At 43.0% G+C, this 24,657-nt stretch carries 13 protein-coding genes and 1 pseudogene; 4 read left to right on the top strand and 10 right to left on the bottom strand.

The window, feature by feature from the left end; translation table 11 throughout:
• Positions 1-2 precede the first annotated feature (2 nt).
• The 3 genes from AB8P72_RS08310 to AB8P72_RS08300 form a co-directional block, all read right to left on the bottom strand.
• The gene (locus AB8P72_RS08310; protein WP_068404835.1) at positions 3-1,352 is read right to left on the bottom strand and encodes an ABC transporter permease; all 1,350 of its coding nucleotides are present in this window, start codon (positions 1,350-1,352) and stop codon (positions 3-5) included.
• Positions 1,353-1,355: 3 nt separating this feature from the next.
• Positions 1,356-2,633: an HlyD family secretion protein gene (locus AB8P72_RS08305; RefSeq protein WP_369957598.1), complete on the bottom strand. Its 1,278-nt coding sequence runs from the start codon at positions 2,631-2,633 to the stop codon at positions 1,356-1,358.
• A gap of 106 nt (positions 2,634-2,739) precedes the next feature.
• Positions 2,740-4,491, bottom strand: a complete 1,752-nt coding sequence (locus AB8P72_RS08300; RefSeq protein ID WP_102076519.1) for a TolC family protein — start codon at positions 4,489-4,491, stop codon at positions 2,740-2,742.
• A gap of 324 nt (positions 4,492-4,815) precedes the next feature.
• On the opposite strand from AB8P72_RS08300, the gene glpK reads away from it, so the two are divergent.
• The 4 genes from glpK (at position 4,816) to AB8P72_RS08280 (ending at position 9,754) form a co-directional block, all read left to right on the top strand.
• On the top strand, positions 4,816-6,408 hold the full coding sequence (gene glpK / locus AB8P72_RS08295; protein ID WP_369957597.1) for a glycerol kinase GlpK: 1,593 nt from the start codon (positions 4,816-4,818) through the stop codon (positions 6,406-6,408).
• Between the two features lie 538 nt (positions 6,409-6,946).
• Positions 6,947-7,417 carry a hypothetical protein gene (locus AB8P72_RS08290; protein WP_369958286.1) on the top strand — a complete coding sequence of 157 codons (471 nt, stop codon included), beginning with the start codon at positions 6,947-6,949 and terminating at the stop codon, positions 7,415-7,417.
• 403 nt (positions 7,418-7,820) lie between these two features.
• Positions 7,821-8,849, top strand: coding sequence for an endonuclease/exonuclease/phosphatase family protein (locus AB8P72_RS08285; protein WP_198329026.1), 1,029 nt, complete (start codon positions 7,821-7,823; stop codon positions 8,847-8,849).
• 212 nt (positions 8,850-9,061) lie between these two features.
• Positions 9,062-9,754 (top strand): TetR/AcrR family transcriptional regulator, encoded by a 693-nt coding sequence (locus AB8P72_RS08280; protein ID WP_102076523.1) that lies wholly within the window; start codon positions 9,062-9,064, stop codon positions 9,752-9,754.
• Between the two features lie 87 nt (positions 9,755-9,841).
• Here AB8P72_RS08280 and AB8P72_RS08275 read toward each other — a convergent pair whose 3' ends face one another.
• The 7 genes and pseudogenes from AB8P72_RS08275 to AB8P72_RS08245 form a co-directional block, all read right to left on the bottom strand.
• Entirely contained in the window at positions 9,842-10,636 is a 795-nt protein-coding gene (locus AB8P72_RS08275; protein WP_198329027.1) for a hypothetical protein, read from the bottom strand.
• Between the two features lie 144 nt (positions 10,637-10,780).
• The gene (locus AB8P72_RS08270; RefSeq protein WP_369957596.1) at positions 10,781-16,054 is read right to left on the bottom strand and encodes an SdrD B-like domain-containing protein; all 5,274 of its coding nucleotides are present in this window, start codon (positions 16,052-16,054) and stop codon (positions 10,781-10,783) included.
• A 127-nt stretch (positions 16,055-16,181) separates the two neighbouring features.
• The gene (locus tag AB8P72_RS08265; RefSeq protein WP_369957595.1) at positions 16,182-18,236 is read right to left on the bottom strand and encodes a hypothetical protein; all 2,055 of its coding nucleotides are present in this window, start codon (positions 18,234-18,236) and stop codon (positions 16,182-16,184) included.
• A gap of 85 nt (positions 18,237-18,321) precedes the next feature.
• Positions 18,322-18,786: a hypothetical protein gene (locus tag AB8P72_RS08260; protein ID WP_198329158.1), complete on the bottom strand. Its 465-nt coding sequence runs from the start codon at positions 18,784-18,786 to the stop codon at positions 18,322-18,324.
• Between the two features lie 782 nt (positions 18,787-19,568).
• A pseudogene (locus AB8P72_RS08255) lies at positions 19,569-20,850 on the bottom strand (IS256 family transposase).
• A 57-nt stretch (positions 20,851-20,907) separates the two neighbouring features.
• On the bottom strand, positions 20,908-22,290 hold the full coding sequence (locus AB8P72_RS08250; RefSeq protein ID WP_369957594.1) for a hypothetical protein: 1,383 nt from the start codon (positions 22,288-22,290) through the stop codon (positions 20,908-20,910).
• 183 nt (positions 22,291-22,473) lie between these two features.
• Positions 22,474-24,519: a hypothetical protein gene (locus AB8P72_RS08245; RefSeq protein WP_369957593.1), complete on the bottom strand. Its 2,046-nt coding sequence runs from the start codon at positions 24,517-24,519 to the stop codon at positions 22,474-22,476.
• Between the last annotated feature and the right edge of the window lie 138 nt (positions 24,520-24,657).

Below are 24,657 nucleotides of genomic sequence, written 5' to 3'. Positions count from 1 at the left end.
CATTAGCGGGCCCCCCAGCGTTCAGGATGTGCGAGCGCGCGCTTGCTCAATAAGGCGGCTAAAAACATAGTAACAATCGTCGCAAGCGTCAGTCCATAGACGATGGGTAATGAGATGGCAACCGGCGCTTGCATTTGTAATTGCGCTATATGCAGCTTAAGGTAATGGGTCAGTGGTAAGGCATCCGACCAATGCTGAGCGTTTTTACTGATGGCGATATAGGGAAATGTTACCCCAGCAAAGGCATAAGAAGGCGCTGAGATAAATCCGGTTGACGATAAACCCATGCGTAACGAAAATGAGGTTAAGGTAAATATCGCACCCAGCCAAAATGACAACATCATTAGCAATACAAGGCCAATATAAGTCGCAATAATGGAGCTGATAGCAACCGCTTGCTGCGGCGCGGCGAGCCATAACGCCAAAACTGACCATAAGCTATAAGCCAGCATGGGCCAAAAGTACTTACCCAATAAACCAAAGAGCAAAACTGATACACTAGCTTTTCTTGGCTTAGGATCTTCAATGAATGTTTGATTATCTTCAGTTAAGACTGAAACGGCCGTGGTCTGACGGTCTTTATTTTGGCTACCTTGAGTCTCATTGTCTTTAATAGTGGTTAAATCAGGCTGACCACCATTAATAAAGTCATACCAAATACCGATTTTCTTATCGCGCAATTCACGCCCAATGGTCGTCGCGCCAATGACCATGGCTAAAATATGCAGCAGTGCTGGGATAACGGTTGATGCTAAAAACTGTTGATAGTCGGTTGCTGCATTAAACAAACTGATGCGTTGAATACCAATGGGCGAGTAAGCAATCGCTGCTTGCGAGGGTGCCATGCCTTTTTTGACCAAACGCTGTATCTCAACGCCTGCCGATAGCGTCCCAATCACCGATTGGACACTGGTTTGGATAATGCCAGAATGAGTACCGTATTGGGCATTTACTTGCAATACAATCGGCGCCGGTTTACTCGATGAGATATTGCGCGAGAAATCCTCTGGAATAATAACCACCGCATAGATATCACGTTGCAGGAGCGCTGCTTCTACTGCTGCTGGCGAGTGATAAAGCTGTCTGACCGTCAGGTTTGGGTTGGCTTCCAAATAACGCACCGCAGTATTGGCAACAGGACCACGATCGTTATCCACGACGCCAATGGGTAAATCGGTGATTTGTATTTGTGAAAAAATCCACCAAATCAAGAGCACGGTCGCAAGCGGTATCCAGACCACCATGCTTAAATCCCACGGATTTTTGGCTAAAAACCGGCGCTCGTAGCCAGCACTACGTATAAAGGCGCCGATTAATCCGCCGCGTTGCCCGTTTTGCTCAGTCAGGCGCATGGTTTACTCTTTGGTCTGATTGGCAAGGGCTGGATTGATATTGACAACCACGCTCATCCCCGAGCGGATACGTCTATCAGGTGCTGATGGTCGCGCTTTAACTTCAAAGGTGCGCACATCAAAGCCATCGTTGTTGTTGGTCGGACGCCAAGTAGCAAAGTCAGATAAGGTTGAGGTTGCATAAACGGTAAACTGCTTGGTATAAGGCTTTTCAGGCGAGGATAAAGCAGGAATCGTACCCATAAAACGCTGCCCTATGGCAAACTGGTTTAAGTGGGTTTCAGTGACGTTAAGTACTACCCATTGATCGTCGGTATTAACCAAAGTTAGGATAGGCACACCTTGCCCAATGACTTCGCCCGCGTTGACGATGACATTATCCACGATACCGGCAATTGGACTTTTTAGATTGGCTTCTTCTTTAGCGACCAGTGCTTCTTCTAGTTGCGCATCGACTTGGGCAACCTGCGCTGTCGCGGCAGACTTGTCTTCGCTGCGAGCGCCTTCTTTTGCCAAATCATATTGCAAGCGCGCCGCTTCTGTCTTATCTTGAGTCGCTAGATATTGCGCATAAGCTTCATCGCGCTTTTGCCGTGCCATCAGACCTTCTTCATAAAGACGATTGACGCGCTGATAAGTATTTTCTGCCAAATCAGACGCCGCTTTATTGGCTTGCCAAGCCGCTTTTGCTTGGGCAATTTCTTGTGGGCGGGCGCCGTTTTCTGCTTTATCAAGCTGGCTTTGCGCCATTTGCTTGCCAGCACGCGCCTGATTGATTTTAGCGTTAATCTCAGGTGAGTCCATTTCAATAAGCTGCTGACCGACCGTTACCGAATCACCTTCTGTGACCATGATTTGTGCAATACGCCCCGGTACTTTTGCAGCAATAGACGTTTGCTGCATTTGCATTTGACCTTGTAAGGTGATGACTTCAGGCTCATTGTGTTGATTGCTTTTATACAAACCATAAGCAATTGCCCCTAATATAAGCAGCACAAGAAGTACCAAAATCGCCTTTTTAATACCGACAGATTTATCCGCGTTTGCAGGCTCGCGTTTATAAGGCGGCACCGCTTGTTCTTGGTCAATATCAGTGCTGTCGATTCTATTAGTGCTATCGACGCTATCAGTATTATCAAAGCCGGATTCAGTCGGTTTAGTACCATTAATCGCATCAGCATCAACGGGCGTTTGCTCATGATGACTGCGGTTTGTTTCAGTAGCTTGGTCTGTAGCAGGTAGTTTGCGTGAGTCGCCTGATTCGTTATTAGATTCAGTCATGACAGTGAGATTCCTAAAGCGATAAAGTCGGTAATAAGCAGAATAGTGTTGGCGTTATTTAATCTTGGCATTTAATCTTATTATTTAATATTTTCTACTGAACTGGCTACTTGTTATATAGGGTTGGTAGACGTATATCAGCGGCGTTCAAGTAAGCATTAAAAGCAAGCGGCGTACCGCAGCTTTGCATCAAGGCGGCAAGCGACTGGACATAAGTATTTGCTGCTTGCGCTTGCTCAGTGCGCGCTTTGAGGTATTGTGTCTGAGCTTGTACCACATCGATGGGCGTATTCACCCCTTCCTGTAGTCCAAGTTGACGTAAGCGCAATACCTCTGCTGCCAAATCCACATTGCTTTGCAAGGCTTGATAGCGTGATTGGGCGTTATTGACATCGTGCCAGTTTTTTTCGACGAGCAATAACAGGTTGTCACTGACTTCTATCTCTGACAAATCTGCTTGGCGTATTTTGGCATTACTAGAAGCTAAAGACGCCTTTTTATCCAGCCCGCCCCAAAGCTTCCAACTTGCTGAGATACCAGCGACCCAACTGGGGTCTTTTTCTACTTGGCTATAGCCATAAAGCATGACGGTAGGTTTGTAGCCGGTATCAGATAGCGCATGTAACTGCTGCGCTTGCGCTCGTTTGGCGGCAACTTTTTGCAAACCTGGATGATTATTCAGTGCTAAGTCTTGAAAGTAATTGACATCAGGCAGAGGACGGCTTGAGACAAATAAAGGCGTGCTGGGTTTGATACGATAATCGGTACGTAAAAGCCGCTGCAATGCCATCATTGCCAGACGCGCATCATTATTAGCGTTGACCGATTCGCTTTTTGCATCGGCAAGCGCCGATTGTGCTTCTAAGCGATCGACACGGGAGATAAAGCCTTCTTCAAAAAGCCGCTGCGCCATATGGTCAACTTGCTGCACCGTATCATAAGCATCGTCACGTAAATAAGCGGCAATAATCGCCAACTGTGCCTTAAAATAACGCTCAACTAAGGTGTTATACAGCTCGTTGGTATCTAGTATGCTATCAGCAACGGCTTCTTGGGTGCGAGCAGTGGAGGCGCCTGTTAATGCCTCTGTGCGTCCAGCGGTATAAATGGGCCATACCACGCCAAGGCCTGCGCCCGTCATTGAACCCGAGCGCTTTAAGTCGTAAGTATCTGGGATACGGTCACCGACCAATTCCCCAAAGTCTGGCAAATTTTCTATGTCTATCGGCGGGTCGATACCATCAATACTACTATTCACATCGTTGATAATACCGTTTTTAATTGACGATAAATCAACATCGGCGTCCAAGTTATAAGCAGTGGCGGAGGCGCGCGCAAATACTAACGGGTGGTCGATGGTTTTTAACGCATCGGTTTCATACTCACTGGCAGCAATCGCGGCTTGATTGGCGGCGATTTTCGGTGAAACTTGCAATAAAATATTTTGTGCTTGCTCAAGACTAAGCAGACTCGATACTTCTAACGGGTAGCTATTGTCAATGCTTTTATGGGTAATAGGATCGATAAGGGTGGTTAAATGAGCGTTTGGCTCAACTTTAACTGGCTGTGTTTCTATCGGCGCGGCTTTATTTTTTATGATGCCTTTTTGCGCAGGGTTTTTATAAGTTTGAGTGTGAGTTATTTGAGTGCCGTTTTCTTGAACACTATTTTTAATACCACTACTGCCTTGCAGGCTGCTTGGCGTATCCGCGTCAACAATTTGCGTCACGACAACGGGCGCTACTTCATTTTGGGACGTGTTAACATCATCATTGGCGTTTGCGGAGTAAGACGCGGCTAAGCCCATGAGCGTAACCGTCATCACCGCAGTAGACAGAGTCGATAAAGCAAGTTTCATAAGTCACATAAGCCATTAATTAGAATGCAAAGTGTTTAAAGCGCAAAATTTCTAGTAGGTAGTCAAATAGGGCAATATTATAGACCATTAATAGAAAGCAAAAATTGGTTATTCATAACAAAGCGTACACTGTAGTGGCACAATGGTGACGGGTCAATGCTCACTATTTGCTTATTTTGCGTTGAATGGTCACCAGTTTTATGTTAAGTGTCTAGCTTCAAGACAGATAATAGCATTATTTACGAATTGGTTTATAAATCAGTGATAAAACCTGATAAAAATTAGCCGATAAAAAATAACATTATATAAAATAGGATGCGAGTAATGGCAGGATATATTTTAGCGCTAGATCAAGGTACGACGTCGAGCCGCGCAATATTGTATGACAACCATGCCCGCCCGATTAAAATGGCCCAGCAGCCGACGACTTTAAAAACTCCGCAGGCAAGTTTTGTTGAGCAAGATGCGCAGCAGATTTGGCAAACGCAGATTAGCTGTGCTCATGATGTGATTAATCAAGCAGGGCTGCTAGCCACCGATGTCACCAGTATAGCGATTACCAATCAGCGTGAGTCTATCGTGATGTGGGATAAGCAAACGGGCAAACCTTTAGCGCCTGCCATTATTTGGCAAGACCGCCGTACTGCCAGCTATTGTAAAACGCTTGCTGCGAAAAGCCCGAGCGCTAAGACGGATAACAGCCATGATGATATGGCCAGTGAGATTCAACGTCTCACAGGCTTGCGTTTGGATCCATATTTTAGCGCCAGTAAAATTGCATGGCTGTTAGAAAACGATCCCAAATTAAGAGTCCGCGCTAATAAAGGCGAAATCGCGGTCGGCACTATAGACAGCTGGCTTATCTATAAATTAACCGGCGGCGAGCATGTCATTGACGTCACCAATGCTTGTCGTACCTTATTATATGATATTCATAAACTGGCATGGTCGGAGGAGCTATGTACCTGCTTTGGGATACCGATGAACATATTGCCCAAGGTACTACCGTCTGATGGCGATTTTGGTAAAACCAAAAAAGGACTGTTTGCTAAACAAATCCCCATTCAGGCGGTATTGGGCGACCAGCAAGCGGCGCTGTTTGGGCAAGGTTGCCTCAATGCAGGCATGGCAAAAAATACCTATGGCACCGGCTGTTTTATGCTGATGAATATTGGTAAAGAGCCGAAACTGAGCGAGCATAAGTTACTGACGACCATTGCTTGGCAACGCAAATCAACGCCAACCCGCCCAGACAATCTATCCTTTGATCAAATTGTGCAGTCTGGCAGACGCTTGCTACAGCCGCCCAAAAGAGAAGTCACTTATGCCTTAGAGGGTAGTGTGTTTATGGCGGGCGCTATCGTGCAGTGGCTGCGTGACAATCTTGGCATGATTCAACAAAGCAGTGAGGTTGAGCATCTAGCGCGGCAAGTAGATAGTAGTGAGGAGGTGGTATTGCTCCCAGCATTTACAGGGCTTGCGGCGCCTTATTGGCGCTCAGATATCAATGCCAGTATTACTGGTATGAGCCGCGGCACAACCAAAGCCCATATTGCGCGCGCGGCTCTCGAGGCCATTGCCTATCAAACTTACGATGTGCTGATTGCCATGCAAAAGGACAGCCCGCATCCTTTGACTGAATTAAGAGTGGATGGCGGTGCGGCGAATAACGACTTGCTCATGCAGTTTCAAGCCGACTTATTAGGCGTACCAGTGCTACGCCCTAAAGACACAGAGATTACCGCTAAAGGTGCAGCATTATTAGCCGGATTAAAAACCGGTCTCTACGATGAGACTACGATACAAGCCTCGTGGCAGATTGACCGCATCTTTGAGCCTGAGATGTCTGCGGATAGGCGTGAACAGCATCTTGATAAGTGGCAAAAAGCGATTGATAGAGCGCTAAAAGTCTTATAAATATTTCAATGAAAATTAAAGTTTTAGTGAATAGACGCTTATAAATTACTCAAAATCCTCTGCTGCCCTATAAAATAGTGATAAAGATACAGGCTGTAACGCAAGGCAATCGTAACTTGGACATAGTTTACATAATCTGTGTATCGGTCGTTATCCATAAGTTCCTATACTTTAGATGAATTAAGCAACACTGCTGATTTATAAAAGTTAATTCTTAACAATTATTTTTATTGGTTAATTCTAATATTACTTAGTTTGTTAAATTTAACGCTTTATAAATGAGTGAACAATAAATCTAATATATAACAAATAATTTAAGGATAATATTATGAATAACGATGGACGTATTACCAACCCTAATAACCGCGTAGTGAATGATGATTATGTTGAAGTGGGCGACAGAGAGCGTATTATCGATGATAACGATCGCCGCTTAGCAGGCACTGACCGTGATATTAATGGCAATAGAGTCGTTGCTCATGAAAATGACAATATCATCAACGACCACGATGCCATCGACCGTACTGCCGTTAAGTACATGTCAAAAGAGAGCAAAGAAGATTTAAACGCTGATCCAATTACAGGTGAGCCAGGTTCACATCCAATCGGTACTGGTATTGGTGGTGTTGGCGGTGCAGCAGCAGGCGCGGCAATTGGTACTATGGCAGGCCCATTAGGCACTTTAATTGGCGGTGCTATTGGTGCTATCGTTGGTGGCGGTGCAGGTCACGCAGCAGCAGAGGCAATTGATCCTACTCGTGAAGAAGCTTACTGGCGCGCAGAACATGCTAATGCTGATTATTACCGTGAAGGTCATGACTTTGACCGCGATTTACATCCAGCCTATGCGGTAGGTTATGCAAATCGCGCCCGTTATCCAGCTGATGCCCGTTTTGAAGATCATGAATCAGACTTAGAGCGCTCATGGCATGAAGTGAAAGGTGAGTCGCGCTTAGAGTGGAACGAAGCACGCCATGCCTCACGTGATGCATGGAATCGTGTATCGTAGTAAAGTGATGAATTGACAGATACTGGCTATAAGTTAGGTTAGTCTTAAAAAATGAAGGATAAGTTGTGCTTTGTTGAACTGATTTTTGTTAAGCATATAAGTTAAGTTTAACTAATCAGGTATTTAATATAAGTAAGCAAAGGATAAGAAAACTTACTCCTTCATTACTAGAGTTAGTTTGATTGTAGAACTGGCTCTGCTAACTCATAAATATAGTCAGTTTTATGTTATTTTAAAGCTTCCAAAAATTACTTTGGAGGCTTTTTTAATGTATATTGTTATATATGAATATATGGTAGTAAAAGGTTATTCTAGAAAATAGTCATTATTAAACAAAGACAATCATCAAAAACAGTTACTCGTAAAAAAGACAATTATCAAAAATAATAATAATAGGTAGTTCATGGTTAATAACGCTGAAGACAATAGCCCTAAGCAGTTTTATATAGCAACGGCCAATTTACTTAATTTTGCTAACCCTAATCGAATTTATTATGAAAACGCGCCAGCTTATAGCGATAACGAATACCAGCATAAGCTGCGCGGCATTACTGACTTACTAGCGAAGGCGCATGCTGATATTATAGCTGTGCAAGAAGTATGGGACAGTCATGCGCTTGAAGCACTAGCAGTAGGGTTAGGATTCAAACCTGAGCATGTGGTTATTCCGCTGGCAAGTAATGATAAGGCCAGTCCTTATACCCAAGGCAAAGGCGCGCAACAGACGCCAGCCGTTGGAATTGTTACACGTTTTGAGCAGTTAGAAAGTACCTTGTTAGAACAGATAGAACCAAAAGCGGTCATCGATATTCCTGATATCGGTCTTTATCAGCGCTTTAATCGTCCGCCGCTTGTATTACGAGTCAATGCCTTTGGACAACCGATTGTGATTGTCACCGCGCATTTAAAAAGCAAACGGGCTTTTTTCCTACGCGATGAAAACGGTCAGTTGCTAGAGGATATGGACGATCCAAATATTCGCGTTCGTGCCAAGCTGCGTAGTTTGTGTATGCGCGCCGCAGAAGCTGCCTCTATTCGTATGTCCATTATTGAGCGCCTGCATCATACGCGTGAGCCACTGATTTTATTAGGTGATATGAACGATGTCACCGGTAGCGTGACCACCCAACTGATGAGCGAGACAGGCGAAGTCAATTATGATAAAAGTATGCGCGATGTCGCGTTATTTGACGCCGCTCGTATTCAAGCACGTTATGGCTGGATGAAAGATGTTGCTTATACCCATATTTATCAGGGTATGCCTGAAGTGATTGATCAGCTGTTTGTTTCAGAAGAGTTTTTACCTGATAGTAAGTTTTCGCTCGGTCAGGTTGAACGAGTTGACTATTTTAATGACCATTTAAAGTGGGATTATGCCGATAGAGTCATCGATCATGGTATTATAAGAGCGAAAATTAAACTTCACAGTTAACCCCGTTTACTTAGTAATTAGTGAGTTATTTTTTAACCTATTCATGTCCCTTGCTTGATAGTGTACAAGCGTTTATCATGCTGCTTCGTTGAGTATAGTAACGGTGCTATTGGCCCAAATTATTGGTTGATAGAAAATAGTCCTTCGATTTAGGACAAATACTATCCAATGAAGACTATATAAAGACAGGGCGTAACCTTAAGAGATTTATGATGATTGAAAATAAAGACGACAAAATTGAAGATGTACTGGTAGATTCTGAGCTGGCAAAGAAGCTGGTACCAAATAAATTCAAATTTACCAGTCAACAAGGCCGCGCACGCCGTCAAAAACTATTGATGGGCGCAAAAAAACTGAGTGAAACTCAAGCGATTAACGACATCACTTTGGCAGCTGTCTGTGAAGAAGCGGGTATTCCCAGAGCTTCTGCTTATCATTTCTTCCCCAATATCGAAGCGATATTTTTAGCACTACGTTTTTTAAATGCTATCGATATTTTAGAAGTCCTTACCACTGTTGAAACCGTTGATTATGACAGATGGCAAGCGTATTTGACCGCGTTGATTGAGCGCTGTGTAAAGATATTTGATGAGGATCAAACCAAAGCCAAATTGATTTATGACACCAATACGCCTGATTTTGAAGGGGACAGCTATGGTGAGCATATGGACAATCAAGTGGTGCAATTGGTTTATAAGCGCTTATCAGAGCGTTATGAGATGCCGAAATTTGAAGATATTCAAGATGTATTATTGATTACCTTTAGCATTATTAATGCCATCTTTACGGTTTCTTATCGCCGTCATCAAAGCATTACTGATAAGTATTTGCAAGAAGCCAATACCGCGTCTATCGCCTATCTGCGCTGCTACTTACCAGAGAAACTACCGCGTAAAAACAGCTAATCTTTATTAGACTTTCCACAAAAAAGCCGACTTGATGTCGGCTTTTTTTTACGCGTCTTTATGAGGGCTTATTAATCGTTTAGTCTTTTAATAAGGTGCTTGATTTTTATTGATTGTCGGTAGCACTTGGCCGTTACAAATGTCATCGCTTGAATCTAAAGGAGCGTATTCTTTATAATAACGCACGATAAGCCCTTCTAAAGCAACGTTCGTTGTTGAGTCGTGGGTATTTACAAAAGCCTCGCGCGCTTGCTCAAGCCAGCGGTCTGCCATCCGAAAGTGACTGTTCGATGATTTTGCGCCGCGCTCACATTGGTCGGTAGCTGCCCATATTAATGAGACTTCGCTAAAGGCGATTTCGCGTGGCGCGCTATTGATACCGCCGCTATCTTTAAGAGCGCTTAACGTTGCCCATAAATCAGGTCGCATGAGCGCAGAAGTAGACGGAATGTCTTCAATAAGTGCAAGCTCTTCAACTTTATCATTTTTTAATGCTTGCAAGATATTTTCTGCCGTTTGGGCAGCTTCTACGCCAGCGTCTGAGCGATTATTCATACTGTTTTTATGATTTGCATAGTTTAGCCAAGCTTGGGCTTTGTAAGCAAAGTATTGTTGTCGCGCGCTCATGTTTTTTTGTTGATAAGTTTGTAATTCGTTCAGCATGCAATCCATAGCACGCTGCTGTGCGCTTTGAGCTTTAGAAGAGGCTAAGGTTTCAGTATCGTTGCTACTAAGACAGTAATCTGCTGCCTTTAAGCTACTCTCCTTTGACGCAGTGTTTGGCGTTGATACACAAGAAACCGTAGAGAATAGCAACGCAGCTAATAACGCCATATATAGAGGTTTTTTATAGGAAACTGCTTGAATGGGAGTGCGAGGCATAAGAATAACCTTATAGTAAGGTAATAATGAGAGATTTGTATGTAAGCGGGTTAGTTATCATAGGATAAAAAATATCGCCCCGTTAATACAAAATTGTCGTAAGCGTGGCTTACGACAATGAGAATAAATGACAACTAAGAGGAATTATAACGTAGAACGGGCGCTGAGCGGCTTATTTTTGCGTGAATCTTGGCGTTTGAATAAGTCTTCGTCAAACTTGAAGCGTAATCTAAAGTAAGCGCCTTCTATCGTCGTATCGTCATAGGCAATATCTTCATCTTCAAAGCCCATAAAGTTGTAGCCAAGCGACAACCAAAGGTTGGTCATCGGGCTATAGCCAACTTCGGCACCAACCAAGTAAGATAAGTCGTCCGCCTGCTTATTCCAATACGTACCTGCTTGTAAACCAACATCCCAGCGCTCGCTGATATCATACAATCCGCGTGCATAAACAGCGTGTGCAGTATTATCGCTGGTAATACCTTGGGCGTCATATTCCGTATATTTACCGGCATAATGACCTGATAGCGTTAATGGACGCGTTGGATGATAGTTACCGCTCCATGACCACATAATGGCATCTTTTTGGTAAGGGTCGTTGCCGGTTGCATTATCATCTAAGCGATATTCAAGCTTGGCAAGCATATCGAGCGTATTGCTATCATAATCGCGGTAAGCGGCGCCTAGCTGAAAACGATTGATGGTACGATGACCATCATCGTAATCGACTTGCGAGTAAATGTCTTTAGCTAATAAGGTAATCTCATCGCTATAGCGATAAGCGGCACCTGCGCTAGCGAGCAGCGTATCGCTGGTCTCGCCCCAGCGTTTTTCTAGCCGCCCTGAGGCTTTATAGTTTTCATTAGCAAGGTATTCAACGCCAACACCGGCTGCAGTTGCGGTACTGTCTTTTTCACCTTCTAACGATTCGACACGCTCAAACAACGTATTAAGCGTTAAACCTTTTTGAACATACCATTTATTCTTTAGGCCAATAGCGGCTTCAGCTTCGCGGGCGCTGATTGCATCACGCATACGGTATTCGCTATAGACTTTGCCGTCTTTCATATAAGTGGCATCAAAGCCGATAACGGTACGTTGGCGCTCTTCAGAATCGTCTAAACCGTAGCTGCCTGACAAGCTATTGATTAAATCATGACGGGCGTATAAACGACCTAAGTTGCCAAGCGCCGTTTCGCCACCGATAGAGGTGGCATTGCGCGAGCTATGCTCGATATCTTGCTCGTATTCGGCAAATACCAATGAGTTGTTCAGCTTGGGCAAACGCGCGGTAAGACGGGCGCGGGCAGTGGTGCCTTCGATGTCTTTTTCAGCACTACTTACACCATTAAGCGCTGATTGGTTAATGATGTCATCATTAAAGATGGTATCGTTAGTAGTATCTAAGACATCGGTTGCCGCTTGGGTATTGCGTGAGGCGGCAGTGGCCTCTTGCTTATAGTAACGTACGCCAATCTCGCCAACAATATTTTGACTTAAACGCTGTTCAATACTGGCTTGGACACCTTGGCGACTGGCTTCGGAGGTATGGTCTTTTGTACGCACACCTTCCAATTTAAGCGCGGTTTTTTTCTTATTTAACGTATGGGTGACTTCAATGCCAGATTCAGTGCGACCAGCCGTTTGCGGCGAAGCACCAGTAACGAAACCTTCGTCGGTATCATTATAATAAGCTTTAGCGCGGGTGTTTTTCTTATCGTCATAGTCAAGCTCGATGCGCAGTGCATCGCCTTCAGTATCTTTACCGTCTAGCTCTTTGGCATTAATCTGATCGCTTGGCTGCGAGTTTGGATTTTCTGCTTTATTTTTGGCATATTCTGCGACCATCTTTAGCTTATCGTTAAATTTAACCACCGTATTGACGCTGGCAAGCTCTTCTTTATTCAGCGGGTCATCACTATTAATATAGCTACCACCGATGGCGATTTTATCGGTCACTTGCTGCTTGGCAGCGATACCGCCAACCCAATATTTCTCGCCGCCTTCGTCGACTTCGACCGTCACGCGTAAGTAGATGGGATTGCCATCGATATCTTGGCTAGCAATCGGTGACTTTAGATATAAGCTACGGCTAATAGGATCGATTTCATAATCAGCAAAACGCGTCAAGGTCTCACGGCGCACGATACGACCCGGGTTATTGGCGTCACGGGTGATGACTTCGATGGTTTCTGAGTTTTCTAATACCGCGTCGAAATCATTGGCAAGCGGGTAGGGACCTGAAATACCTAGACCGCGAGTCTCGTTGACGCGCTGTGAAGTACTGGTTTCAGCGGCAAACGCGGTGATGCGAGTATTATTGTCTTCAAACTGCGCTTTTAAACCCGTTAAGGTACGGTTGTATTGACCAAGTTTGATACCTTCGTCGTTATCGATTTGGGTTTTTAAATCGCCATACATGGCAAATGATCGACCTTTGTCGACGCGTACATAAAGCTTGCTCGTCGATTGGGCGTCGAAACCTTTAGCAGAAGAATCGCCATAGACAGGATAGTATTCACCCGGCTCGATATCACGGAATAGGCGTTCGCCTTTTTTATCGCTATCATAAGCTAGTGTCAGTAGATAATCGCCGCGCACCTTACCTTTTAAGAACATCGCCGCGCGACCCGTTGCTGAATAGTCATCATTGCCAGCGATTTCACGCAGTTCTTGCTCAAAGGCACCTTGGGCATCGGTAATATTGCTGCCATCGAAGTTTTTAAGCGAGATGGCACCCTCAACGATGCCGACAGCGATAAGAGGGCGCAACTGAGCGGTAAACTGTAGCGGAATCACTTGTTTGCTGCTGCCAGTGTTAATGACTAGCTCACCTTTACCCGGTACACTTGGGGCGGTGATAGGTATCAGTAGCTCGCCGCCAGAGACGGTGACTTGAGTGCCAGCTTGATCCTTACTGCTATCGCTAAGATTGATACGACCGATATTGGTGTCAATTGTAATCGGCGTTGAGGCGATATAAGGGTGACCGTCACGGTCTTTTAGGCTAATCACTACTTGATATTCGCTAATGCCGTCTGCGGCGACCAATTGTTTTTGTGTGCGATAATCAATGGCTTGCAAGCTATCGGGCGTCAATACTTTAATGGTCTGCTCAGAGATGACTTTACCATTAATGTCAGTCGCGACACCGCGTAAGATATTACTACCGCGTTTTAAATCGACGGCATAATAATCAAACGCCGTCACCTTTTGCTTTTCTTGCTCAGCGGTTTTACCGATTTGCTCGGCTGATACCGCTTTGCCATTGGTATATAGGGTAAAGTTAGAACCTAGTGGCGCTTGTACTTGCACCATTTGCTTATAGGTACTGAGCTGTTGACCTTCGCTAAGATTAATAAAGGCAACGTCATTGCTAGAAACGTCTTTTAAGTATTCTTCAAGCTCTTTTTCTAGCGGAGGAGCAATAGTCGTCACTGTCATATCGACATGATTTGCAGCTGGCTTGACCATTTCGTTGACGATGGCGGAGTCGCACTGTATGCCGGCATCTAGGACATCGTTAGATTTACAGCCGCTTGCATCGACATTGTCTTTATTGTCGCGGTTATAATCAGGCTCTAACACCAGCTCGGTTTTTACCGCTTGCTCTAGGCTGTCGTTTTTAGCGCTGACAGATTTGCTGCGCGCGACCAGCTCTGCGTTTAGGCGCTCAGTGCTATCGCCCATCCCGCCAACGATAGCAAAGTCTGCACGATGTAGCTCACCATATTTTAAATCAACGAAACGGCTACCCGCATCGCCAGCATTGCGGTTGCTTTGAGTAACCATTTCGGTGGCGTTAGGAATGGTGGTGCGGTCAACTTTTAGGACGTGAGTTTTTGCGCTGACGCCGTAGAAGTTATATTTACCTTCAGGATCGGTGACGACGAAGTTGCCGTTTTCCATATAGATGCGCACGCCTGCAACGCCAAGCTCGCCATCTTCTTTTTGTTGAATGCCGTCGCGGTTGATATCGTGGTAAACCTTCCCAATGATGATGCCGTCAGTGTTCATGACACCGCGCTCAACCTCAATCTTCCATTGGGCTTCTCGTGATACTAGGCTCTGACCTTGTTCAGTAGTAGCAACTGCGGTCGCACGGTTGATGCCGTCACCGCCAAATGCCGATGAGCCAATAAGGACGCGATAAGTAATGTCTTTCGTTTCGCCGGCATTCATATTACCTAAACTTAAAACTTGGTATTTGCCGTCGGTTTTAAACTCAGTCGTTTGGGCTTTATCAATACGTACGCTGCTATCCACATAGGCAAAGCCACGTGGTAGGGCGTCTTTTAGTTGCACATCGTAGGCGGTTGCGGCACCGTTGTTTTTAACATTAATCGTATAGTTAATATAATCGCCAAATGAAGCAGTTTTAACATCGCCTTCTTTAGTGACCTGTAAGCTAGGGTTTTCGTCAACGATGGCAATAGTACTATTGATATCTTCTGTAATTTGCTGTTTTATACCATTTTCATCGACATAAGAATCTAAATTAGCAACTAAATTAGCATCTTGTAGCGTTTGAATGATATCGTCATTAACGGCATTGGCATTATTTTCTGTTAGCACTTCTACACGGAATTTACCGGTATTCATACCAGTTTCGATGGCTTTAACTGAATAGGTATCACCAGTCTTAGAAGAAGTAATGGTTATCCATACTTCATCTCGCACGCTATTTTGGACGTTACATTTAGCACAGCTGGCTTGAAGATAAAGATCTTCGCCAATTTGAGATTTGCTTTTGTAGCCATCCCATGAATACAGCATAAAATCGAGACGTGTTTCAATGATGACAAGCTCATCACTCACTATAGCGGTAATAGAGGGGTCTTCAACAACGACAGCATCAAGCTTAATAATAGCAGTATCATCGGTTGCAGCATTGGCATCAGATAACGCCTGAATGGTAAGCTCAATGCTCTCGCTTTTACCTAAAGTAATTTGAGCGGTTAGATTGTTATCTAACTTAATTTCTTTATCAACACCCTCATCGAAGCGTCCGTTATTATTTAAGTCTTGATAGAGTTTGATGTTCGATAGGCTGCTAGGTACAGTTAAGGTTAAGTCAATAGTCTGGTCACTATAACTGGTATTGGTTAGGACGTTTTTCCAACTCGCGGTTGAACCCGGAGAAACGGTCTTTCTTGGTGTTGAGGTTAAGCTGATGCCGTACTGAGGAAAAGCAGACGACTGAACACCCACTTGGTTAGAAGTGCTACTTAGATTAAAGTTAGTACCATTATTGACAACATAACTGGCGTTAGCGGTGTTTTCGATGAATTGTAGCAGAGGATTAGGTGCGGCAAGCGCAGTATTTGATTGCATAAGAAACATGGCAAGCGTCAACGCAGAGACTTTAGCAGTGTGCAATGGCATGTGTTTAAACGATGTCATTAAATGAGCTGTCATATGTCGCTTATCCAATAAAACAAAATGGGGGAGGTCTATAAGCACCCGTAGATACTTATAGAATGTAAAGTTAAAGGTTTAAATGTGACACTTAGTTTTAACTGATAATAGTAATCTCAAGATAAAGTTATGACTTAGGCAGAGTAATTCCGTTATCAGTTTTTATTTTGACTTTAAACTGCATAGTTCCAGTTGCTTGAGGTGCTAAAGTGGCAACAGTAGTAGTAATCGCGGTTCCACTATCACTTGTTGTACCATTATTAGTAGAGCTTACAGAAGCTGGTACATAGTTAGCCTTGTCTGAGAAATTATCAAATTTGTCTGAGATGATGACATCTGTAATATTAAAACCGACACCAGTTGAAGAGTCGGCATCAGCAGAAGAAGTGTTTTTAGCTTGAACCCTATAAACAATACATTGTCCAGGTAACGCTTCAAGGTCTGTGGTAACGAAAGCTGCGTCAGCAGGAGTAGTATCACAATTTGCATCTATCGCTTGAGTTTTCAGCAGTGTCAAGCCGCGAACCGTTGTTTTATCTGTTACTTTAAGGGGTTGAGGTGCGCCTTCTTTACCTGGAGTTAATGTAATAACTGTGTCTTCAGATGTAGGGCTGGTAGAATCTAATGGTGTAAACAGCGGAGCTTTGACTGACGACACTTTATAGTTAATGGTAACGGTACCATTAGGTTTTATACCACTAGGTAAGGCAGTAGAGAGATCATAAACACCATTAACAGCGGTAATAGTTTTATTCGTTACTGTTGGTGTTGTGGTGTCGTTACCGTTCGGATAATAAGTGACAGTGACGCTATCAGGCTCTATATTAATCGCATCTGGCGTGTTGCCGTCATTATCATCGATAGTAAACCTTAACTCGCCAGCTTTACTGCCCTCAACGTCTTTACCAGTATTAGTAATGACGGTTTCATGGGTCACTTGACCAGCGGTACCTGAAGTCGGGGCAATTTCTCTAAAAGTGGGGCCAGTTAAGCTTAGAGCTCGCTGAATAGTTGCCGCAGATAATGGTAGTGTTGAGTCATCACCCGGATTAGCTGGAGTCTCACCATTAAGGTTATTAATCTGGGCAGTCGTGTAGAACTTAACAACATTTGTTTCCAGATTAATGTCTGTACTATCGACAAGCGTATTCTCAGTGTCAGGATTGTTATCCAAATCATCGGTCACTGTTACGTGGTTAATGGCAGTTTCAGGATTAAGCGCAGCTGTACCTTTTTTAACTTCAAAAGTAATCGTTACTTTTTGACCTACGGGTATATTAATACCAGTAATATTAAAGCCGCTACTATCTTCCTTACCTGCATTATTAGGGTCAATAGTACCTTTAGTAGCTTGCCCCGTAGTTTTGATATTATCTAGTGTTAGTGACTTTGCTATTACTAGTCCATCTGGGAGCAAGTCTGCGATGGCGACTTCAGTAGCATCGGTGTTAAACGAAGTTCTACCATCGTTAGTGATTACTACCTGATAAGTGGCAGTATCCTTAGCAAGGTTATTAAGATCTAGACCGTTAGTAAGGGTTTTAACAATACTAAAGGTAGGGAGCCTAGTGAAAGAGGTATCAGTGTTCACAAGTTTTTTATCGGCACCTAAAATCGTACTAACAGCATCTATTTCTAGTGTTTGAGTTTCCCCGCCTTTGTTACCAGTGGTTTTGGCATTGATAACAAATACAATGTAATGCCCTTTTTCTAGAGGAAACTCTTTGCCACTAGAGGCACCATATTTCGCACCACTTACAGTACGAGCTGTATCTTCAACTCCATTCTGATTATATATTTTATAAGAGACTGTAGAGTTTGCAGTGTCATAACCGGCAGGAGCTGCTGGTGTCGTGATAGCATAGTTATCAGTGCGGTTACCAGTATTAGTCAAAGTATGTGTAAACTCAACAAACCCATTAGGCGCTACTTCTTTTCCAGTGTTAGTGGTAGCAGGAACCAATGAGAAGGATGTTTGCTCTGTTACCGTTATTTTTACTGTGTTAGATTCGACTTCTGGTTGTATCTGACCACTCACATTATAGCTAGCGGTAGCTTTATTAGTAATCTCTACGCTCGTTGATGTTTTAACGGTCTCTACTGCATTAGCAGTCGTACTCATACCGAGCACAGCAGCGACGCCGATGGCTAACAAGCTGTAATTAAAAGTGTTTGATCTCATATGAGACTCCGAAATAGGTAAGGTTTAGAAGTTGGAATTCAAAGGTGATAAATGAAGTGCTTTGATGCGCTAATTAATTACCTTACTAGTCAACGATGGTATTAAGCGCCACAGCTGCAGACTTATTCGCTGGTAATAACTTAATATTCCAACGCAACATACGGTATTCGGAAAAAGGGATTTTGACCATTTTGCCATCGACTTTACGCATCAGTGGCATTTCAGCGTAGTTTTTGCCATCGATACTTGCCTGTGCGCTAGCAGGCGATACCTCGCCAGTAAAAGTCATATTGGCTGGAATAGGTAAAGTAACTGCCAAGTCGTTGATGTTTTCATTAATGGTATTGGTATAGGTGGCTTTGTACTGAATTACCGTACCAGTAGGGGCTGTCCGAACTGGTAAATAACTGATTTTGCCTTCAGCGTTTTTAACAACTTTGTTTGCGGTTAACTCCATTTTTAAAGCGTCATCAGCATGGGCTGCGCTCAATAAAAATACAGAAGCTAAGCTTGCTAATAAAGTATTACGTAAAACATTTAAACCTTTCATATTCAATCCTTTATTGGTTCATCACTATCTAGATATCTACCGTTTACTACCTGCATCGCTTTTAAATAGCATTTATGTACGAATAAGCGGCGAAATCGAATATACATTTATTGTATATAATTACAAATAACTTACAGACAGTCACTATAAAAGCGACAAAAGGAAGATTGAGGAGGCTGAACGGTAAAAGCCCTATCAATAGAGACAGGGCTTTTATTAAAAATAGAAGAGTGTTGATTTTTATTAAAAAAGCAAGGGAAAATAACTACTAAGGATTCATAGTTTTCCCATATTTAGTATTGAAGTATAAAGTTGCTTTTGATGTCGCTTTAGTTAGACTAAAAGGTCTAGATAGAATAAAGTCTATCGGTAGCGTAGAGGTTGGAGGATAAATTTCGGAAGAGCTTCCAATAGGTAAGGGCATGGTAAAAATAGACCTCATGGATTCAGTCTGTAATTTATCGGTAATTTGAATCTGCTGAAGCTCAACATTACCTCGATTATAAGCATCAATCTTATAAGCTATACATTTACCAGGCTCTATATCAACGGTAGGAGAGTTAATACTAAAACCAATAGTAGGAATCTCTCTGTCTAAGATGCTGACATAATTAAGATTGTTGTTACAGTCATGAATGTACTGTGATTTAATGAGTACTAAGGCAGCATAATCAGCCTGAACCTCGCCAAAATCTAGGTTACGTAAACTGTCAGTTTTGTAGTTAAAAGTATCAGGTTCTAAAGTTATTTCGAGCCCATCCCAGATTCTGTGTAACTGCCATTTAGATTAAATGCTTACTAATGCGATCATCAAACATAATCATAAAGCGATTAAGGGCAGACGTCCAGTTACGGATCGGCATCGACCACTTTTTGGATGCCTGCTGGGTTGCTAAGTACACCACTTTGAATGCTGCCTGATCAGACGGGAAGACCTTACGCTTATTCACCGCTGTCCGAATCACACTGTTTAGCGACTCTATCGCATTGGTGGTATAGATCACTCTTCTGATGTCTTTAGGATAACCAAAGAACACCGTTAAGCCCTCCCAGTTATTGCGCCAAGACTTGATGACATGCGGGTACTCTTTGCCCCATACTTCATCAAAGTGCTCAAGGTTGGCCTCTGCCATCTCAAGCGTATCAGCACCGTAGATGGCCTTTAAATCAGCTGCTACGGCCTTCTTGTCCGTCCAAGGTACGAACTTCATCGAATAGCGCACCATATGCACGATACACAGCTGAACCTGAGCGTTAGGGTAGACCGTATTAATGGCATCAGGGAAGCCTTTTAGGCCGTCTACACAGGCAATAAGAATATCTTGAACCCCGCGGTTTTGTAGCTCAGTGAGAACACCAAGCCAGAATTTAGCGCCTTCATTCTCTGATAGCCACATGCCAAGCAGCTCTTTTCTACCATCAAGTCCCACGCCTAGCGCCAGATAGATTGCCTTGTTGATAATCTGCTTGTCCTGACGTACTTTGACGACAATACAGTCTAAATAGACAATAGGATAAACACTGCTTAACGGCCGGTTCTGCCATGCGGTGATGTCGTCTATGATGTTGTTAGTGACTCTTGAGACAAGAGAGCTTGAGATATCGACGTCGTAAAGCTCTTTGATACTCTCTACAATCTCAGTGGTGGTTTGACCTTTGGCGTATGAGCGAGGATCAGCAAGTGTCTGGGAGACACTTGCCCGAAGCGCAAGACGTAAGGCTATGCCTGTAGTGAAATATGATTTTATCATCAAGGCCACTAATACGGGTTTGATGCTTGCGCACTAGTGTAGGTTCAAAGCTGCCACCGCGGTCTCTTGGAGTGGAGATCTCAAGGTCGCCTGTGTCGCTACGGACGGTCTTTTTAGTATGACCGTTGCGCTTATTAGGCTTGTCTGCTTTTTCATGCTTGGGGTATCCAAGATGGTCTTCCATCTCAGCTTCTAAGGCAGTGTCGATAAAAGATTGCATGAGCTGCTTTTGAAAGTCTTTGATGTCATCAAAGCTGTTCATGCTACCAGCCATTTGCTCGGCCAGTTTTTTAAGGTCAGATTGAGTAGTCATTGCTTATTCTCCTGTTAGTGGATTATAAGCAGTTACACAAAGTTTGGGAAAGGCTCGTTATTCTCGAATGTTTGGCGTAGTATCGACAATATATTCCCACTTAATCGGTTCTACTTCGACTAAGCAAACCTTTGATCTACCATCTAATACGTTTGCTGGAACGGTAAATCTATATTGACCTGATGTCTGTACCAACTGCGGAGTGGCAATATTAGTACCACCATTGTCACCCATACAGTCAGTTAGTCGTATATTCAGATTAGGATGGCTTATTCCCAACTCTCCACTATCTAATTTGCCATTAAAGTATCTTTGGTCAGCAGTAAATTTAGAAGAGACATCTTGTTTAGTTTTTTCATCGGCTGCAATGTTCCCATTGTCATTAAAGACTGTGCCCGAAAAGACATAATTTGGTCTCGCTGTGCTTGAGACGCCAAAGCTTATCCATTCATTAAATGTCTCACCAATGACGGCAGCGTTAACAGCAATGTTGCCATTCATAATGCCTTCATAGGTAAGAGTCACTGATTTCGCGTTATTAGCATCAATAACGTATGTGCTAGCAGTGTTTTCGATACCATAGCTGACATAGCTGCTACCACTTCTTATAGTACTGCCTTCGCTCAGCGCAGTATAAGTGTTGGGTTGAGCATTAGATTTTAAGATATTAGCAAAAGTTGCATTCGTTGGTAATACGCCAGAGAGCGTTCGAAGTATTACCTGTCCGCTAGTGTTTTTAGTAGGCGTATAGGAATTAGCATTACCCGTGCCATAAAGTCGAGTAATATTATAATAATAAAGAGGATTGGAAGTAGAGTCGTCAATACGTAACTGTGGTTCTGACTTGGAGACATTTTCTTGTAAAGTGGTGTTAGAGAGCTTATTGCCCATAAAATAATCACCCATCGCATCATAAAAATAGGGTACGTTTGCATTTTTTCTGATGATCGCCGTGGCAACTGAACCAAAGCGACGCGGTTCAAAATCTGTATAGCTTAAGGTTTGGCGTGCTATCTCTGAATTGCCACTGGTCGCATAAGTAGCTTGAGCCATCTTGATGGTATGAATGGAGTTATTGTCATTCGGTGTGATAGTAAACGTATATGAAAACTTATCTTCGTCATCATTTAACGTTCCTTGTTTCACATTATTTTGTATTTGAATACCATTAGTACCTACCTCAAAACTTTCCCCGTTATAACCCACAGAGGCAGAGTTACGCTTGATGGTAAACGTGCCAGTAGCCTTGTCTACAGTAGTATAAGTTCCTGAAGCGAGGCTGCCATTGAGGGCATCTCTATCAAGAACAAAAGTACCAAAACCAGTGGGGGTAGAAAAGGCTGTAATCGGCGTCACAATCGTTGTTAGTAACATAATTTGTTTGAGACGGGCAAAATGTATTAACTTATCATTATGCACCAGTAATAATCGACCACTCATAGCTTATCTCACCGTTAAAATAAAGTTATTGATAATTTATATTTTTGGGGGATTAGAGTGCATGATTTAGGCATAAATTATCTCAATGTAATATAACATTAAGCATACAATTGTTATTATAAAAGAGATGAAGTGCAGATTTTTCAGGTTAAACGGCTTAACTTAGTAAGTGTGTTATGAGATTCAATTCGCTGATTGGTACTTGGTGTTGAAGTAAAACTCTCTAGTGCTTTTTTTGCTTAAATTTAATTCGTTGGTTTTTACGATACCGTTATCACCAATAGCGACACTGTCAGTGGCATAGTCAGTCGCATTAAACGTAGGTCCAACTCTTATAGCAGTGGCCATTGCATTGTTAACCCCTTTCTTCTGTAGCACGTCACGTAGTACAAAATTAGTAATAGGTAGATTGGCACGATTGGTCGCTACTATCTTGTATGCGATGCATTCATCTGGCGTAATATCACTGATAGATGAGGTACTAAAACCATCTCTAGGTGAGTAGGTTGGATCTGATGAAGTACCAATATCAGTGTATTTTAAGTTGGGGGAGCAATCATTAATGTGCTGATATTTGGTTAATACAAGGGCAGAGTTGGCTGCTATAACTCGACCAAAATTATTGTCAGGGTAGATATCCTTATCTGCTGTAATGGTCAGTGGCTTATTACTTTTTGTGGTACGAACAGGAAAGTTGTTATCATTGCGACGCTCAACCAAACATACTTTAGTATTACCAGCGGCTTGAACTGTCGTAACTTTTAATGAATAAGTTCCATCAGCATTAACAGCTTGAGTCTTATAAGTGGTTCCTGAGCAGTCAGTCAGGTCGATAAAGCTACCAAAAATTCCTGCTTCAGCATTAGGAGGTGTTGAGTTGAATTCGCCATCAAAGTATTTAGGATTGTTGGCATAAATGCCGCTAGTGATATTGGCATTGAGTGCGTTTGCTTGGCTATCAGGGATACCGCCATTATCATTAAAGACTGTACCAGAGAACGTCAAAGTCGCGGGCGTATTAGTAATGGTACAAGTGATTTCATCGCCATAACCTACATTATTAATACTGAAAGAGCGCGTCTTCGTGGTCAGATTATAAATCATAGCCTCGCTTGGGATGGTTACAGAGGTTCCAGTAGTCGCATTATTACAAGTATAGGTCGCATTGTAGTTTGCGATATCACCCAGCGTACTACCATTCATAACGCGTTCTGTGATGGTATAGCTGGAGCCATCGACTAAGCTGACGACATCACTACTACCGTTAGCTATGGTAGAGCCTTTGTCTGATGTGGTAAATATTTTTACGGTAGATGCACTGTTACCAATGCTAATCTCAAACTGATCACGTTTATTCTCAGTGTCGTTGACACGAGAGCCAACCAGTGTTTTGTTCACGATAATTTTTGGCGGTGCTAGACAGAAATAAAAGTCGGAGTAGCCGACGATATGGTCAGCAAAAGGGCTATCATCAAGATTTCTATGTTTCAAGCGTACAGGGCTTTTTGCGGGAGTGTATTTCCATGACGCATCAATGACACACTCTCCTAAGCCACATGTTTGTGCACGTTTACCACTGATAATATTATTACTATTATTAATATTTTGTAGGGTTCTATTGAAGCTTAGATTATCGAATATACCACCGTCTAGTGCCTCAACTTCTTGCTGATAACGAACTATTAAAGGACCTTGAGAGTCGACATCTTGTATCTTGTAGCCTATCTTACTGACATTTCGATTTACGCTGACGTTTAAAACGTGATTTTGAGTAGCTCGTCTACCATGTCTAGTATTAATCGCATCATCTGTGTTCTCATTACCATTATTATAAGTGCCGTTAGCAGGACCGGAACCACTACCAGCGCCAAAGAAGGGATTGCGGTTAGCGTTAACTTCATCGACTAAGTTATCAAAGGTTATAGTTAAGATTTTGTTTCCTGCAAAAACAAAGTCTTTAGTTTCGGTACCGGCCGACCAAATTAGATCCTGTGTAACTTTGGGCTCATAAGGTCGCGGGTTAACGGCGACTACGAACATTTTGTGATTAGCCGGATCTTGAGGATTATTTGGATTAGCAGGGCAAGTATAAGGAGAGGACGTAAAGCTAGGAGCTAGATCACTAAAAGCAGCTTGAGCCACCGTACTGTTCATGCTTAATGCAGCAAACATAGAAAAAGTAAATAAGCCTGAAACTCGTTGGCGTTTTAAGTATTTATCGAGTCTCATAAGTACATACCTCTTGTTGTTTAATGCCCCATTAGCACCCTAAACGGCGAATATGCTTTTCTTATAAAATGGCATGGTATATAAAGATTGAATTTAAACATATACACAGTTATTTTCAAGCAAATAAGTTTAAAACAA

The organism is Psychrobacter sp. CLB018 (assembly GCF_041222815.1).
GTDB lineage: Bacteria > Pseudomonadota > Gammaproteobacteria > Pseudomonadales > Moraxellaceae > Psychrobacter > Psychrobacter faecalis.
This window is presented reverse-complemented; position numbering and strand designations above follow the sequence as displayed.